Source organism: Flavobacterium acetivorans, from assembly GCF_020911885.1.
Lineage (GTDB): Bacteria > Bacteroidota > Bacteroidia > Flavobacteriales > Flavobacteriaceae > Flavobacterium > Flavobacterium acetivorans.
Window position 1 is genome coordinate 2,314,859 of sequence record NZ_CP087132.1, and the last position, 17,337, is coordinate 2,332,195.

Consider the following 17,337-nt stretch of genomic DNA (forward strand, 5'->3'; position numbering starts at 1 on the left):
TTTCGAATGAAAAAGGGATTTTAAAATACTACCTCTGGATTGCACCAGAGGTAGTTTGTTATTTTATCAGTAATCAGAGTTTTAGGAAACTCTTAATTCCAACCTGGGTTTTGTTTTAATTCGACACCTTCGGCTAAATACAAATTGATGTCATTTGTAGGAATAGCTGTCAAATAATGTTTTGGTGAGATAAAGGTTCTCGTAACAGTATAAGGTATTACGTAACCATTTGCATCTACTTTTGTTTTTGAATTAGTTCCAATTAATGCAGGAATTCTTGCTCCTAATAAAGCATCTGGGTTTTTAGTACCATCAAGATAATCTCCTTTTTTCCAACGTAAAATATCGGCTTTTCTAAGAGTTGTCCAGCTCATAAATTCCATTCTGCGTTCACGACGGATTTCCCAAATTAGTGGACTTACAACACCAGAAATTTGTTCTAAAGCAGATGTTCGTTGTGGATCATTAATTTGTACTCCATTTGCAGAAGCATTTGTACCATCAGTCGTTAGATTTGCAATTCCCGCACGAGTACGTACTTTATTGATTGATAAATCAAGGTCTGCATTTGTAGCGGTACCAAGTTCAGCACAAGCTTCGGCATAATTCAAATACACTTCACTAAGTGTAAATATAGGAGTATCTATATGATTTTGTCCTATTGTTGTTACCTCTGTGCCTGATGTACTAGGGTTATTGTACAATTGAAAAACATATCCTGTTATAGAAGTCAATCCATTAAGGGGTTTGTCAGAATAAGCATAGTCAACATTGCTGAAAGCTTTTGCAAAACGAGGATCTCTATTTGCAAAAACATTTGAAATATTATCATCTCCTAGGTATTGGCTGTTTCCGCCAACTTGTTTAATTGGTAATCCGTTAGTTGTAACATAACTCTCGGCTGCAAATTTTGATAATCCACTTTGTACGGTTGAAGTGTTTGTGTAAGCTTGAATTGAGTTAGATAAAACACCTCTGATATATCTTTTTGCTAATATTGTCTCGGTATTTCCTAATAATTCAACAGAATTGTAAAGTGATTTCCAATCTGCATTCAATTTATAAGCAGAATTACTCATAACTGCCAATGAAGCTGTTTTTGCTTTTTGAAGATATTCGTTGCCGCTTTGTGCAAGATTGTATTTTCTATTTGTCCCTTCGTAAAGACATACTCTACTCAATAAGGCATAAGCAGTATATTTATTTACGGTTACGTTTTGATCATCAACCGGTAAAAGCAAAGCAATTGCCTCTTCAAGATCTTTGATCACATTGTCTATAACTTCACCTCTTGCTAGAGCTGGCTTATAAACATTAGGATCGTTTTGCGTTAAATACATATCTGTATATGGAACATCCCCAAATTGTTGAGCCAAACGGAAATGGGTAAAAGCTCTGAAAAACTTGGCAACACCCAAATAATGGTTTTTCTTGGTCTCATCCATCGGAACTTTAGGAACTCTTTCCAACATTAAATTACAACGGCGAATTAATGTATAATATTCATTCCAACTTGCATTTGTGGCATTAGCGGTTGTGTTAAAAGTTGTGAAATCTCTCCAACACAAATTGTCGTCAAAATTTGATGAAGTTTGAAAATAGAAATCGGCAGTTGTTCCTGAGTTATTTCCATACGCAAAAAAGGTATCATAATTTAACCACGAATATGTTTTTACATTATTTTCGGATGTCCAAAAATTAGCATCTGTAAATATATCTTTAGGAGGTGTGTCCAAAAAATCGGAACAACTAAAAGACAGCGCGGCCGCAAAAAGAACAACTAGCGATGACTTTATCTTAGTGTTTTTTATTATTTTTTTCATTTTAATTGATTTTTTAATTTTAATTAATATTTAAAATGCAACTTGAATACCCACAGACCATGTTTTAGAATATGGGAAAGTTCTACCCCATGCTGCTTCAGTATCATTAATTTCTGGGTCAACAGGTAGTTTACTGTTTTTAAACGTTAATAAGTTTAATCCTGATACATACGGTCTGATTTTATCTACTCCTATTTTTTGAGAAAGGCTTTTAGGAAGGGTATAACCTACAGTTACACTCTTTAATCTTAGGTAAGACATGTTAAGTAAATATCGAGATTGTGCCACAAAGTTGTTTGATCCTGGTGCATAGGCTCCAAAAGCATTTGTTGCATGATTTGGATAAGGGTTTGGATAATAAGCATCTGTGTTTTCAGATGTCCAATAGTCATTCATGTGAGCATACATGGCATCAGTCCTGTTATAGAAAGGCAATACTAAATCAGAAGAAGCCCAGTACTGACGCTCTCCAACTCCTTGGAAGAAGGCATCGATATCAAATCCATAAAGTTTTCCTCCAAGACGAATACCGTATTGATAACGAGGAGTTGTATTACCTATAACACTTAAATCTCCTGAATCATTAGCAGTTCCTTTTCCTCTTGAAATTTTTCCGTCTCCATTTAAATCTCTATACATAACATCTCCAGCTCCAAATTTGAAAGTTCCTGTACGAACATCTTTATTATCGATCCCATTAATGATTAATCCTGAAGCATCAACAATATCAGATGATTGTATTAATCTATCGGTTGTTAATCCCCAGATTTCACCAATTTTTTGACCTGAATAAAAAGAACCTAATAATTTAGTGGTATTATTCCATTCTGTTACAACTGTTGAATAGTCTGAAAGAGTCAAATCAGCATAAACAGAAATGTCTTTGTTGATGTCTTTATTGAAATTAATTCCTAATTCCCAACCTCTTGTTCTAAGATTTCCTGAGTTTGTATTTGCGGCAGCTTGGCCAAATGAACCCGGAAGAGATTTACCAGGAGATAACATTCCCTTAGTATCACGTTGGTAATAATCAAATGTTAATCCAACCATGTCGAAAACTCTTAAATCCAAACCAATATCTTGAGTAGTTACTTTTTCCCATGTTAAATTTGGATCAACATTGTTTGGTTGTGATACTGACGGAGGAATTGAAGAACCGCTTCCTAACCACCATGGATTAGAGCTTGACATAATAGGTAAAAAGGCATTATTTGCAATATTTTGATTCCCTATAGATCCAATAGATCCACGTATTTTTAAATCATTCAACCAGTCACGAGTACTTTCCATGAATTTTTCGTTAGAAATTCTATATCCAACAGAAGCTGATGGGAAAAAACCCCATTGTTCGTTTGTTGGGAATTTTGAAGATCCATCGTAACGCGCATTCAATTCCAATAAATAGATTCCGTTGTAATCATAATTTGCTCGAGCGAAGAAACCAGCTATTGCATATTGAGATAAACCAGGATTAAGTGTAGAATTTGAAGTAAGAGGAGATGTAAATTGATCGCCTATCGCCATGTTGAATTCTGGTTTGTTTTTATCCAAAAGTGTGTTTCTACGGGCATAGGTTCTCTCAAATGATTGCCATTCCGTATTCAAACCACCTAAAGCTTTGATATTATGAATGCTATTGATTGTTTTGGAGTAATTAGCATATATATTAGCAACGTTTGTTGTGTATGATGATTTAGATTGAGCTACAAAATCATCACCTGATTGCATCATTGTAGGTTTTCCGGAAACTAAATCAGATGCATTTGTCCACCAATCCCACAATGGAATTTGTCCACCATTCATTTTATTGCTAAAGAAATTATTGTTGACACTATATTCACCAATTATGTTAAAATCTTTAGTGATTTGTGCTGTCAATTTTGCATTGATACGCGTGTCGTTTGTCAATCTTTTATTTGAAGATGAATTAGTCATATAACCTGCTGCATGGCGGAAAGATGTTCCGTTATAAGTTCCATAAGGGAAATAAGAACCCCAACGCATATAGTATCCAAAATACCCGTTTCCTGCAGTATCTAGTCCACTGTTATAGTAGTTAAAAGGAGATGTATATTCTTGGAAAGAAGATAATATTTTGAAATCACCTGAAAGCCAATCTGTCAATTGAGTGCTCATACCCATATTCAAATTCAATCTTTCATTGTTTTCCGTATTAATATTCATAACCCCTTCTTGGTTAGAAACCCCCAAGGAAACTATAAACGAACTTTTATCACCTAAAGAACCTTGTGCCGAAAAATTATGATACGATTGGATCGAGTTTTTCTTTAACATTTCTTGATGTGGATCCCAAACTCTATAGAAATATTCTCTTCCTCCAATAACTTCAAAATCTTCTCCTAAGATCATATTTTTATCGCTGCTACTGCGAGATGAAGCATATTTTTCTTTCCAATTTATTATACCTGGAAGTAATGTTTTGTAATTCATACCAAAAGACTCTGGATTTGCATTTCCTGCACGAGCCTGCGCCTCAATCATAGCAGGAAGTTCAACTGTAGGATCATTAAAACCTACTAATGAAATAGGATTACTCCAACCATAATTGTTGCTATAAGAAAATCTAACTTTTCCTTTTGCACCTTTACCGTTTTTAGTCGTAATTAATATTACACCAAAAGCTGCACGAGCACCATAAATAGAAGCTGAAGCAGCATCTTTAAGAACCGACATAGAAGCAACATCTTCAGGATTAATAAGAGACATATCTGATGGAACTCCGTCAACCAATACTAAAGGAGAACCAGTAACGGTACCATTGATAATAGTTCCTGCTCCACGTATATTTATATCGGATGTTTTACCAATGTTTCCAGAATTAAAAGAGATGTTCAATCCCGGAGTAGTACCCTGAAGTCCTTTGCTTAAATCCGTTATTGGTTTGCTTCCAAGTGCTTTTTCTACGTCAACTTTTGCTACGGCACCAGTTAGGTTTGCTTTTTTCTGAGAAGCAAATCCTACAACAACTACTTCGTCCAGTTTTAAAGTGCTTTCCGAAAGTTCAATATTAATTGTTTGCTGTGCTACAATTTTTACTTCTCTAGTCTCAAAACCAATAAAACTAAAGCTAAGAACATCTGAAGATGCTGCACTAATTGCGAATTTCCCGTCAAAATCGGTAGTGGTACTAGTCGTAGTACCTTTAATAAGAACTGTAGCTCCCGGGATAGGAATACCGTCAGCTTTATTTTTTACAGTTCCAGTAATTGTTTTTGTTTGCGCAAAGGTAGTTTGGACCAACAAAAACAAGAATGAAATAAGGAATGATTTCTTCATAATTATTTTGGTTTTTTTATGGTTATTTAGCAAATATATTTAAATATTGCATATAAATGCAATATTTGATATTTATTTTTAAAAAACAAATCAAATAATGCAAAATAACGCAATTTTAGACTGTTTTTGAGCAGTAAATATGAATGGAATATTGAAATATTTCCAATTCTTGCAAATTTCTCTCTATAATTGAATTAAATTATTTGATATATTTGTGCTGAATTTAAATTTTTAAAAAATGCTAAAAGCTGAAAGACATAAGTATATCATGACTAAACTTATTGAAGATGAAAAAGTTGTTACAGCGGATTTGGCTTTGGCTTTAGATTTGTCAGAAGATACAATAAGAAGAGATCTGAATGAGTTAGATCGCAAGAAGCTTCTTGAAAAAGTATATGGAGGGGCGATACAAATTGCAGAGAAAGCGGTTGACGTCTTTGATATTGTTATTTCAACCGAGGAGGAAAAGAAAAAAATTGTTTCAAAAGCATTGTCTTTGCTGGCTGATGGACAGGTTATTATAATGAGTGGGGGAAGTACTAACTTGGTTTTTGCAAAGTTAATCCCTTCCGATTTGAAGGCGACTATTTATACCTATAGTTTACGAATCGCGATGCAATTATCGCAACATCCGAACATAGATTTGATATTTATAGGAGGTAAAATGCAGAAAAATGCAATGGTAACAATTGGAATGGATGTTATTCAGGTTTTGTCAAAGATTAAAGCTGATATTTGTTTTATTGGCGCCAGTAGTATCAATATAAAACAAGGTTTGACAGAGATTGGTTATGAGGTATCAATTGTAAAAAAAGCAATGATAGAATCCTCTGATAAAGTGGTTTCGATGTTTGCTTCGAATAAATTAAACACTAAAATGCCACATGTAGTTTGTGAACTCAATCAGTTAGATACTATAGTTACTGAGTTAGAACCTGAAGATGTTAGATTGGAGGAATATAGAAAAGCTGGAGTTTTTATATTGTAGTTTTAGTATACAAACATTTGTTTTTGCGTTATTTTGCATTTTGTTGTTTTGTAAAATGTTAAATAATGCAAAAAAATGTATTTATTTCGTTTTTTGTTTATATTTGTTAAACGATCTTTATCCAGAAATTCAGTTTTTAAAAATCATCAATTAGATTAAAAAAAATAATACTCTCAAGCTTCGTCAATTGTTGCTTTTGAATAAGCTTTATTAATTCAAGCCAAGAATAAACCCAAAATATAAATGTGTTTTTTAAATTAGCTAAACGCTTCTTTGATTAATTAAAAAGGAATGTTTACTGTTTTCATGTTTTATATAAAAAAAAATAGAACCACCTAAATGTCTCACTCTCTCCAATTGCAACAATTATCCGATTCGCTAGAAGGAACACTTTTCTATGACGAACTTTATACTACAATATATGCGACTGATGCTTCGGCTTATAGAATTAAGCCAGTTGCTGTAGCGATTCCAAAAACCGAAGACGATATTGTAAAAATTATTCGCTTCGCTAATCAAAATAAGATTTCAATTACTCCTAGAACGGCAGGAACTTCTCTTGCAGGACAAACGGTAGGTAATGGGATAATTGTGGATGTCTCTAAATATTTTACAAAGATTGTGTCTTTTGACCCCAAAAATAAAACCGTTACTGTTCAACCGGGTGTGATTCGTGATGAACTAAATTTATTTTTAAAACCACATGGCTTGTTTTTTGGACCAAACACTTCTACTTCTAATAGATGTATGATTGGCGGTATGGTTGGGAATAACTCTTCGGGTACTACATCGATTCGTTATGGAGTCACGCGGGATAAAATTGTGGAGATAAAAGCGGTTTTAAGCGACGGAAGTATTGCTGTATTTAATGAAATGTCTTCGGAGGAATTTATAGAAAAGACCAAAGGAGATTCACTCGAAAGTAAAATCTACAAAACAATTTACGAGGAACTTTCAAGTACAGAAAACCAGAAGGAAATTGTAAAAGAGTTTCCGAAACCCGAAATTCATAGACGAAATACAGGGTATGCAGTAGATTTATTGTTGAAATCAGAGCTTTTTTCCGGAACTGAAAAAACAATAAATGTAGGTGAATTGCTTTGCGGAAGTGAAGGAACTTTGGCGTTTACGACAGAAATCACTTTGAAAGTGGATAAGATTCCGCCAACGAATAGTGTTATGGTCGTTGCGCATTTTCATAGTATTCAAGAAAGTTTGGAGGCTGTTGTGACGGCAATGAAACATCATTTGTATACCTGTGAAATGATGGATGATACGATTTTGAATTGTACCAAAACCAACAGAGAACAGGCCAAAAACAGGTTTTTCATTCAAGGCGATCCTAAGGCGGTTATTATGCTCGAAGTAGCCTCACATTATAGTATGAAAGATGCCGAAGAACAAGCCAATGAATTGATTGCAGATCTCGAAAAAAATAATTTTGGTTATGCTTTACCTAAAATTTACGGTGCCGATATTGATAAAATAAACGAGTTGCGAAAAGCAGGTTTAGGACTTTTAGGGAGTATTGTAGGAGACGATAAAGCAGCCGATTCCATAGAAGATACGGCAGTTGAGTTAAGTGATTTACCAAATTATATCGCCGAATTCTCGGCTATGATGGAGCGTCACGGTCAAAGCGCTATTTATTATGCACATGCCGGAGCCGGCGAATTGCATTTGAGGCCCGTTCTGAATTTAAAAACAAAAGAAGGATTGCACCAATTTAGAAACATTGCTACCGAAGTGGCTATTTTGGTAAAAAAATACAGAGGTTCACTAAGCGGGGAACACGGCGACGGAATTGTTCGTGGCGAGTTTTTGCCATTTATGATTGGAGATAAGAATTATGAATTGCTCAAACGAATAAAAAATGCCTTTGATCCGAATGCCATTTTAAACATTGGAAAAATTGTAAATGCTTCCAAAATGGACGAGAATCTTAGAGTAGAAGCAGGAAGAGTAGAACCGGATATCAAAACAATTCAAGATTTTTCTGATAGTATGGGAATTTTACGCGCTGCAGAGAAATGCAATGGTTCCGGTGATTGCAGGAAATTGCCTTCGGCTGGAGGAACTTTGTGTCCGAGTTATCGTGCCACGCGAAACGAAAAAGATACCACTCGCGCCAGAGCTAATGCGCTTAGAGAATATTTGACCCATTCTGAGAAAGACAATAAATTCGATCACGAAGAATTGTATAAGGTATTTGAATTGTGTGTGAGCTGTAAAGCCTGCGCCAGCGAATGTCCGAGTAATGTGGATGTAGCAACTTTAAAATCGGAGTTCTTGTACCAATATCAAAAAGCAAACGGCTTTTCAATCCGTAACAAAATATTTGCTTTTAATTCTAAACTCAATAAGTTGGGAAGCATTGCACCATCGATGACTAATTTTGTAGCCAATTTAGGTTTGGTTAAAAAAGGCATGGGAATAGCATCCAAAAGACAAGTTCCTTTATTGGCTCCAACGACTTTTAGAAAATGGTACGAAAAAAATAAAAAAGCAGCAGAAAGCAGTTCTTTTGAAAACGGAAAAGTTTATCTTTTTTGTGATGAATTTACCAATTATTATGATGTTTCAGTTGGTATTGATGCCTATGAATTATTAACCAAAATAGGTTACGAAGTGATTGTAATAGATCATGAAGAAAGCGGAAGAGCTTTTATATCCAAAGGTTTTCTGGAAGAAGCGCAAGTTGTTGCCAATAAAAATGTGGCTATTTTTAAGGATTTAATTTCAGAAAATACTCCTTTGATTGGAATTGAACCTTCGGCGATTTTGACTTTCAGAGACGAATACATTCGATTAGCAAAAGACAAAGCGAGTGCCGAAAAATTGTCGAAAAATACATTTACTATCGAGGAATTTTTCAAAAGAGAAATAACAAAAGGGAAAATTCATTCTGAACAATTTTCGGATGTGGAGAAAACAATAAAAATTCACGGGCACTGCCATCAAAAGTCATTGAGTACTATTGAAGCTTCTTTTGCCATGTTGAATTTGCCCAAAAACAGCGTGGTTACCATATATAATTCAGGTTGTTGCGGTATGGCGGGTTCTTTCGGTTATGAAAAAGAGCATTATGAAATCAGTATGCAAATGGGTGAAGATACTTTGTTTCCAAAAATCCGGACAACTGAGCCCACAACAGCGATTGCTGCTGCTGGAACATCTTGCCGTCATCAGATTTTTGACGGAACGAATAGAAAAGCCATGCATCCGGTGACCATTTTGAGAGATTGTTTGAAATAAATCGCTCGATTTTTTGATTTTATATTCTTTTTGAAGAAAAAAGATTGCCTTTTTTAAACCCAAAGACACCATGATTTTATGAAAAAAATAATCTATGTAACACTTCTCGTATTTATGTTTTTTTCTGCCAAAGCGGCTAAGGTTGATACTTTAGATGTTTTTAGCGTTTCGATGAATAAAAATATAAAAACCTGTGTGATAACGCCTGATAGTTATAAAAAAAGCAAGAAAAATTTCCCAGTTGTTTATCTGCTGCATGGGTATAGCGGAAATTACGCAACTTGGGTAAAAAGCTTTAAAGAGGTTGCTCAGCAAGCTGATAAGTATGGTTTTATAGTAATTGGTGTTGATGGAAATTATTCAAGCTGGTATTTTGATAGTCCGATTGATCCTGATTTTAAATATGAAACGTATATAATTGATGAATTAGTTCCTTTTATAGATAAAAAATACAAAACAATTGCAAGTCGGGAGGGAAGAGCCATATCAGGTCTTAGTATGGGCGGGCACGGAGCCTTGTATTTATCGTTCAAGCATCAGGACGTATTTGGAGCGGCAGGAAGTATGAGCGGTGGTGTCGATTTTCGTCCTTTTCCTGGAAACTGGGATATAAAAAAGCGTCTTGGTTCCATAACCGATTTTCCTGAAAATTGGGACAAAAATACAGTTGTCAATATGCTTGAATTGGTAAAAAGCAATAAACTAAATCTTATTATTGATTGTGGTGTTGACGATTTTTTTATTGATGTCAACAGACAGCTTCACGAGAAGATGCTGGCTTTAAAAATAAACCACGATTATATTGAACGCCCCGGAAAGCATAATATGGAATATTGGGAAAACTCCTTAAAGTTTCAATTGCTGTTTTTTCATGATTTTTTTAATAATAAAGTAAAGACAAAATAAACACTAGCTTATGAAATATCTGTATTCCAAAATTTTATTACTTTTTATAATCATATCCGGTTTTTCTCAAGAAATCAAAAAATCTGCTGATATCAAATTTGTGCAGCTTACTGATTTGCATGTTTCTGTTGGGAATGAAAATGATTTTTTATTGCAGAATATTGTAAAGGAAATCAATAATTCTACGAATGAATTTGTTGTGGTTACTGGTGATTTGACTAATCGCGGTGCTGATGATGAACTGAACCAAGTTCATTCTATTCTTTCGAGTTTAAAAATTCCCTATTATGTGATTTCTGGAAATCATGAAACGAATTGGAGTGAAAGTGCGGGCTTGACCTATAAAAAACTTTGGGGCGATGATCGATTTGTGTTTTCAAAGGGAGAGTATCTTTTTATAGGTTTTCCTTGTGGTCCTTATATGAAAATGGGGGATGGTTTTGTTAAATATGAAGACATTCTTTGGTTGGACAAAACAGTAAAAGACAGCATTAAAAGTGGGAATAAAAAGGTCTTGAATTTTGCTCACTATCCATTAGATAACAGTGTTAGTAATTATAAAGATGTGCTTTCTGTTTTGGCAAAATATCCTACTGTTGCTAGTTTTTGCGGTCATGGGCATACTTTGAAAAAATATGATTTCTCTGGCTTGAGTGGTATTATGGGAGCATCTATTACGTCACGAGATGGAAAAACTAAAAGTTATAACGAGGTAATTATCAGTAACGATAGTATTAGCATTTATCAGAAAGAGTTAGCAAAAGCAGGCGTTTTTAAATTTTCAGTTCCAACAAAACCTTCAAAAATTGAAATTGAAAAAGAGTCAGAAAAAGATTTTCCACCTTTTGTAAAAGACATTGCATCTGTTTACAGTGTTCCTTGTTTTGATAAAAAGAACATTTATTTTGCCAATTCTATTGGCGAAGTGCAATCGATGAGTTTAAAAAGTAAGACATTGAATTGGAAAACAGAGACAGGAAATTCGATTTATTTCGCACCAATAATTGTAAAAAATAATCTTGTTGTTGGCACAATAGAAGGAAATATTTTAGCATTTGATAAGCAATCGGGCAAACAAAAATGGAATGTTCCCGTTGGCGGCGTTTTGGTTGGTTCGCCAATTGTCAAAAATGATAAAATTTATACGGCGAGTTCAACAGCCTTTATTTGCATCGATGCAGTTAACGGAAAAATAATTTGGCAAAATAAATTGCCGTTGTCTTACTCACAAGGAATCCCTTTGATACAAGGTGATAAGATCATTTTTGGAGCATGGGATACCAATCTTTATTGTTTAAATATAAATACAGGTGAACTTATTTGGAAATGGAATAACGGAAATGATAAGCAAGTCTTGTACTCAGCAGGAAATGTAAATGTAGTTTCGTCTAAAAACCGACTTTATTTTGTCACTCCCGAACGCTTTTTGACAATTTTAGACATAGAAACAGGAAAAACTCTTTTGAGAACCTCAAAATGGAAAGTGAGAGAATCAATGGGGAAAAGCCAGGACGGAAAATGGTTTTATGCTAAAACAATGAATGGCGAACTTTTGAGATTACCGCTTAATGATAAGGTAGAATTAACCGAAGAAAATCTAGTGAGCCAAAGTAAAGTTTTGGATTTAAAACTTGGCTATGAGCATAATCCTGCGCCAATACTGGAAAATAATAATAAAATCTATATAGGAAGCCGCAAGGGAGAAGTTGTTATTGTAGATGCTGAAAAATTTGAAATTGTAAAAGAAATTCATTTGGGTAGTTCCAGCGTAAATGGATTTTCGATCGATGATAAAGGAAAAGTTTGGACATCACTTATTGAAGGCGGAATTTATTTGCTGGAGTAATTCTCAAATTAATATAAAAAAGCTTTGTCAGAGTAATTATGTAATAAATGGAAAACATTTCGATAAAGTTCTAAAAATTATAAAGATGAAAAAAAGTATACCGTTAATTGCTGTTTTCTTGAGTTTCCTGAATATTTTACAGGCTCAGAAACTAGATATAATTCCAAAGCCTGTAAAGATAGAACAGCAAGAAAAAGTATTTGTAATTCCATCATCTGTAAAGATAATCGTTGATAAAAGAATGCAAAAAAGTACGGATTACATTGGCGCTGGTCTTTTGAAAAATGCAGGGATTAATTCAATTGTTACAACTGGAAATACTCATAAAAAAAATGCAATATCATTTTTGATAGATGAAAAAATGAATATCCCAAATGATGGTTATGAATTGAAAGTAACTAAAAAGGGGATTTTTGTAAAAGGAAAATCTTTAAACGGAGTCTTGAATGGTTTTCAGACTTTACTCCAAATTTGTTCTGCAAAAGAGGTGAAAAAAGGCACGATCCCTTTTGTGAAAATAGAGGATTATCCTCGTTTTGAATGGCGCGGAATGATGCTAGATGTATCAAGACAGTTTTTTGATAAAGGAACCGTTAAAAATTATATTGATTGGTTAGCAGCACATAAAATGAATATTTTTCATTGGCATCTTACAGACGATAACGGCTGGAGAGTTGAGATTAAATCAATGCCAGACCTAACTTTAAAGGGAGCTTGGAGGGGGCCGGGAGAAGTATTGTTGCCATCATACGGTTCTGGAAATAAACGTTACGGAGGCTATTATACGCAGGACGATATAAAAGAAGTGGTGGCTTATGCTTCAGAGCGTGGTGTTTCGATTATGCCAGAAATCGAAATTCCAGGACACTCTCGTGCTGTAACCGCATCTTATCCAGAAATAGGTTGCGTAACCACACAGGAAACCAAAAGTGTTCAAGGAGAAGTTAAAAATGTATGGTGTGTAGGGCGAGAAGAAAATTTCGAAATCTTAGATGGTATAATTAAAGAATTTACGGAAATGTTCCCCTTTGAGTATATTCATATTGCAGGTGACGAGGTGAACCGTGCTAATTGGGAACACTGTCCTAAATGTAAAGGGGTTATGGAAAAGGAAGGATACACTGATACTTTTCAATTGCAAAATTATTTCTTTAAACGGATGGAAAAAATTGTAGAAAAGTATGGTAGAAAAGCGGCTGGTTGGAACGAAATTATGAAAGGCGGGGTTCTGAGCCCAAAAACCGAAATTTTTGCATGGCAAGGTATAAGTTACGGAATCGAATCTGTTAAAAAGGGTCACCCAACAATTATGATTCCGGGACAATACACCTATTTTGATATGGCGCAGTCTGAAAATGAACGAGGCCATCGTTGGGCTGCTATTACAGATACTAAACGAGTATATTCGTTTGAACCAATTCCTCAAAATGATTTATCATTAGATGAGCAAAAATTAATAAAAGGAGTTCAAGGAGCTTTGTGGAGTGAATATCTCGATCTCCCAACACGATTTATGGAATACCAAAGTTACCCAAGAATTAGTGCTTTGTCGGAAATTGGATGGTCTAAAAAAGAGTACAAAAATTGGGATGATTTCTACGGCAGGTTAACAAATAGCCATTTACAACGTTTAGCAAATATGGGAATTGCTTTTAGAGATTTTCCGCCTACAGCAATTTATAAAAGCGGAAGTATTACAGTAACTCCACCTTATGAAGGAGCGGTTGTACGCTATGATACGCAAGGAAATGAACCTACAAGACAGTCACCTTTATATACAAATCCAATTCAGACAAAAGAGTATGAGAAATACATGTTTCGTACTTTTTTTAATGAAGATACAGCAAGCCCAGCTGTAAAAGCAGAGAAGCTTCCAGTAGCAACTTGGAGCACTTCAAAAATCGAAATTTTAAATGTTTCGGAGAATATTTCTGAAAATATCGATAAAAACGGGATTTGGTACCTGACTTTTGATCCAGCAGCCGATGGAACAAATAATGGAGTAATAAGAGCAATTTCACTTTTTGAAAATGATAAATTAATACAAACATATTCAGAAGATAGAGCATTAAAATCAAAACCCCGTTTGCGATTTGTAATTGATAATTACAATGATAAAAACAGCTATCGTTTAGATTTTACGGTTGAAAATAAAGAAGCAAAAGAATCTGCTGCGAAGGTAAATTTCAATTGCTCACCTTATTTAGAGCCGGAGGTGAAAGTTACTTCATCGATGGTTGAAAACCCGAAATTCCCATTCACAAGATTAGAAGACTATAATGTAGAAAGCTATTTACGCACCGATGTTCCGTGTGCAAATGGTGATTGGATTTTATACACTTTTACCAATCCAGTTGTTTCATCTAAAATTGATGTGTTGACAGGAATACCGCACCACCCGAGATTTATTATAAATGATGGCTATGTTGAGTATTCTTACAACGGAGTTGATTTTATAAAAGGGGAGAATTTTGATTATGGGAATGCTTCCATTTATCCGAAACAACCTGTAAAAGCAATAAAAATTGTGATTACAGGAACAAATAACGAGCCTATTATGGCAGCTCAGGATTTAAGAATTAACCCTTAAAAAGAAATGAAAAAGTCAGCAATTAGAATAGTCCTTGTTTTTTTGATTCTTTTAGGAGCCAGTTGCCGTTCGGTAAAAAAATCAAGTAAATCTTTCGATACAAAACGGAATGAAGCCTACATCGATTCTATTATGAATAATGCGCTCGAAAAAGGTTTTTTTCCGGGCGCACAAATTGTTGTTGGTAGCAAAGATTCTATTTTTATATTGAAAAATTACGGCTATCAGGATTATTCAAAACAACAACAAGTGAAAACAGCCGATGTGTACGATTTGGCTTCTATGTCCAAAGTTTTGGGAGCAACTTTAGTAGCAATGCGGTTAGTTGGTGATGATAAAATAAACTTAGAAGATAAATTAGGTGATGCCGTTGCGGTATATAAAAATACAGCCATTGCTGATTTGACACTTTTTGAATTACTGACGCATACAACAGGGCTAAAATCAGGAATCACTTTTTATCAAAGCCTACTTTCTACATCCGATGGATTACCATTTTTAAGCAATCAACAATCAGAGAATTATCCAAATTTATTTGATAATATGTATGTAAACAAAAATATAGTTTACGATGCAAAATATTTGTCTTTCGAACCAAAAGACAATTATATTCAGATTTATAGAAACATGTGGTTAAATCCTGAATTTTATAAAACAGTTTATGAAAAAATAGCTTTGGCTAATACCAATCCTCGGGGGAATTATTTGTATAGTGATCTAAATTTGATATTAGCACAACAAATGATGGAAGCAAAAACAGGTTTGAAACTCGATCAATTAACTAGAGCGATTTATAATGAATTAGGCATTACAAAAATAGGATATAATCCTTTGAAATGGACCACTGTACAAGATGTTATTCCTACAGAAATTGATAATTTTTTTAGAAAAGACACTATTAAAGGCTATGTGCATGATGAAGCGGCTGCCCTTTTAGGAGGCGTTTCAGGAAATGCGGGTTTGTTTGCAAATGCAACATCCATCTCGGTAATATGTCAAATGTTACTTAATAATGGGAAGTATCAGGGAAAACAAATTTTAAAAGCTAAGGTGGTTAAGGCATTTACAAAATCACCTTTGGCTAAAAAAGGGATTTATCGCGGACTCGGTTTTGATAAGCGCAAACCAGATGGATTTTATAAGAAAAATGATTTTGGTCATACTGGTTTTACGGGAACTTTTTTCTTTTTAAATCCGGATAATAATCGATTTCTGATTATTCTTAGCAATCGTGTAAATCCTTCTAGAACCAACAGATTAATGTATAAAGATGATTTTTGCCCGAAAATTTGGAAACTGATAAACAATTAGAAAATCCAATTAAGTGCTTATAAATAAATATAAAGATTGACTCTATGAAAAAACTAACCCTAATTTGCATGTTGATTGCAACAGTTTCTTTTGCGCAAAATATAAAAACCGGTGCCGAAAATTATAAAGAATATCTGCCTATTTTGAAAGGTAAAACTATTGGTATTGTAACCAACCAGACGGGTATTATTGACAAGAAAACCCATCTGGTTGATTTTTTAGTTGAAAAGAAAATAAAGATAAAAACCATTTTCGCCCCAGAACACGGATTTCGTGGTACTGCTGATGCTGGTGAGCATGTCTCGGATGAAGTTGATAGTAAAACGGGTTTATCCATTGCATCGCTTTATGGAAAAAACAATAAACCAAGTCAGGAGCAACTGAAAGGTATTGATGTTATGGTTTTTGATTTGCAGGATGTTGGAACTAGATTGTATACTTACGTTTCTACGATGCATAGAATAATGGAAGCGTGCGCAGAGAATAACATTCCGCTAATTGTAATGGATCGTCCCAATCCAAATATTGCGATTGTTGATGGTCCGGTTTTAGATATTGCTTTTCAAAGTGGCATAGGTATGCACCGAACACCTTTGTTACACGGAATGACTTTGGGAGAACAAGCTAAAATGATCAATGGTGAGAAATGGCTAAAAGATGGTATTCAATGTAAATTGACTGTAATTCCTTGTTTGAATTACAACAGAAGTATGAGTTATAGTTTGCCTGTTAGACCTTCTCCTAATTTGCCTAATGACCAATCTATCAATTTATATGTTAGTTTGTGCCTTTTTGAAGGAACGAATATTAGTATGGGACGTGGAACCGAAAAACAATTTCAAATTTATGGTTCTCCTGATTTGCCAAAAAGTGATTTTGTATTTACTCCCAAGCCTAATTTTGGAGACAAAGACCCTTTGTACAATGGAATAGAATGTAATGGTGAGGATTTATCGGCAATTCCAAGAATTAACAGACTGGAAATAAAATGGCTCATCAAAGCGTATCAATCGTGTTTAGATAAGTCAAAATTTTTCGATAAAAGAAAGTTTTCAATACGAGCTGGAAATGATAAACTACAGCAACAAATTGAAGCAGGAATTTCAGAAGAAGAAATCAGAAATAGCTGGAATGATGGTTTGCGTGATTTTAAAAAAATGAGAAAACAGTATCTGATTTATAGAAATTAATAATAAACTAAAGAGAGTTTGGACATCGCTGATTGAAGGAGGAATTCATGTACTAGACTAGGTTGAAATTTGAATTCTAGTGCCAATTATTTTTTTGAAGGAAAAGCTTTAATTGTTTTTGTTTTCTGATT

9 protein-coding genes are annotated in these 17,337 nt (G+C 34.3%); 7 read left to right on the forward strand and 2 right to left on the reverse strand.

Going from position 1 to position 17,337, the window contains the following annotated elements; translation table 11 throughout:
- Positions 1–92: 92 nt before the first annotated feature.
- Both LNP19_RS10150 and LNP19_RS10155 read right to left on the reverse strand, forming a co-directional pair.
- Positions 93–1,823, reverse strand: coding sequence for a RagB/SusD family nutrient uptake outer membrane protein (locus LNP19_RS10150; protein ID WP_230061813.1), 1,731 nt, complete (start codon positions 1,821–1,823; stop codon positions 93–95).
- A gap of 30 nt (positions 1,824–1,853) precedes the next feature.
- On the reverse strand, positions 1,854–5,120 hold the full coding sequence (locus LNP19_RS10155; RefSeq protein ID WP_230061814.1) for a SusC/RagA family TonB-linked outer membrane protein: 3,267 nt from the start codon (positions 5,118–5,120) through the stop codon (positions 1,854–1,856).
- A gap of 238 nt (positions 5,121–5,358) precedes the next feature.
- Between LNP19_RS10155 and LNP19_RS10160 the strand changes: the two genes are divergently transcribed.
- The 7 genes from LNP19_RS10160 (at position 5,359) to LNP19_RS10190 (ending at position 17,206) form a co-directional block, all read left to right on the forward strand.
- Entirely contained in the window at positions 5,359–6,108 is a 750-nt protein-coding gene (locus LNP19_RS10160) for a DeoR/GlpR family DNA-binding transcription regulator (RefSeq protein WP_230061815.1), read from the forward strand.
- Positions 6,109–6,447: 339 nt separating this feature from the next.
- On the forward strand, positions 6,448–9,363 hold the full coding sequence (locus LNP19_RS10165; RefSeq protein WP_230061816.1) for an FAD-binding and (Fe-S)-binding domain-containing protein: 2,916 nt from the start codon (positions 6,448–6,450) through the stop codon (positions 9,361–9,363).
- 78 nt (positions 9,364–9,441) lie between these two features.
- Positions 9,442–10,269, forward strand: a complete 828-nt coding sequence (locus tag LNP19_RS10170) for an alpha/beta hydrolase (protein WP_230061817.1) — start codon at positions 9,442–9,444, stop codon at positions 10,267–10,269.
- A gap of 10 nt (positions 10,270–10,279) precedes the next feature.
- Positions 10,280–12,115 carry an outer membrane protein assembly factor BamB family protein gene (locus tag LNP19_RS10175; protein WP_230061818.1) on the forward strand — a complete coding sequence of 612 codons (1,836 nt, stop codon included), beginning with the start codon at positions 10,280–10,282 and terminating at the stop codon, positions 12,113–12,115.
- A gap of 85 nt (positions 12,116–12,200) precedes the next feature.
- Positions 12,201–14,705 carry a beta-N-acetylhexosaminidase gene (locus LNP19_RS10180; RefSeq protein WP_230061819.1) on the forward strand — a complete coding sequence of 835 codons (2,505 nt, stop codon included), beginning with the start codon at positions 12,201–12,203 and terminating at the stop codon, positions 14,703–14,705.
- 6 nt (positions 14,706–14,711) lie between these two features.
- Entirely contained in the window at positions 14,712–16,016 is a 1,305-nt protein-coding gene (locus LNP19_RS10185) for a serine hydrolase domain-containing protein (RefSeq protein ID WP_230061820.1), read from the forward strand.
- A 44-nt stretch (positions 16,017–16,060) separates the two neighbouring features.
- On the forward strand, positions 16,061–17,206 hold the full coding sequence (locus LNP19_RS10190; protein ID WP_230061821.1) for an exo-beta-N-acetylmuramidase NamZ family protein: 1,146 nt from the start codon (positions 16,061–16,063) through the stop codon (positions 17,204–17,206).
- Positions 17,207–17,337: the final 131 nt, after the last annotated feature.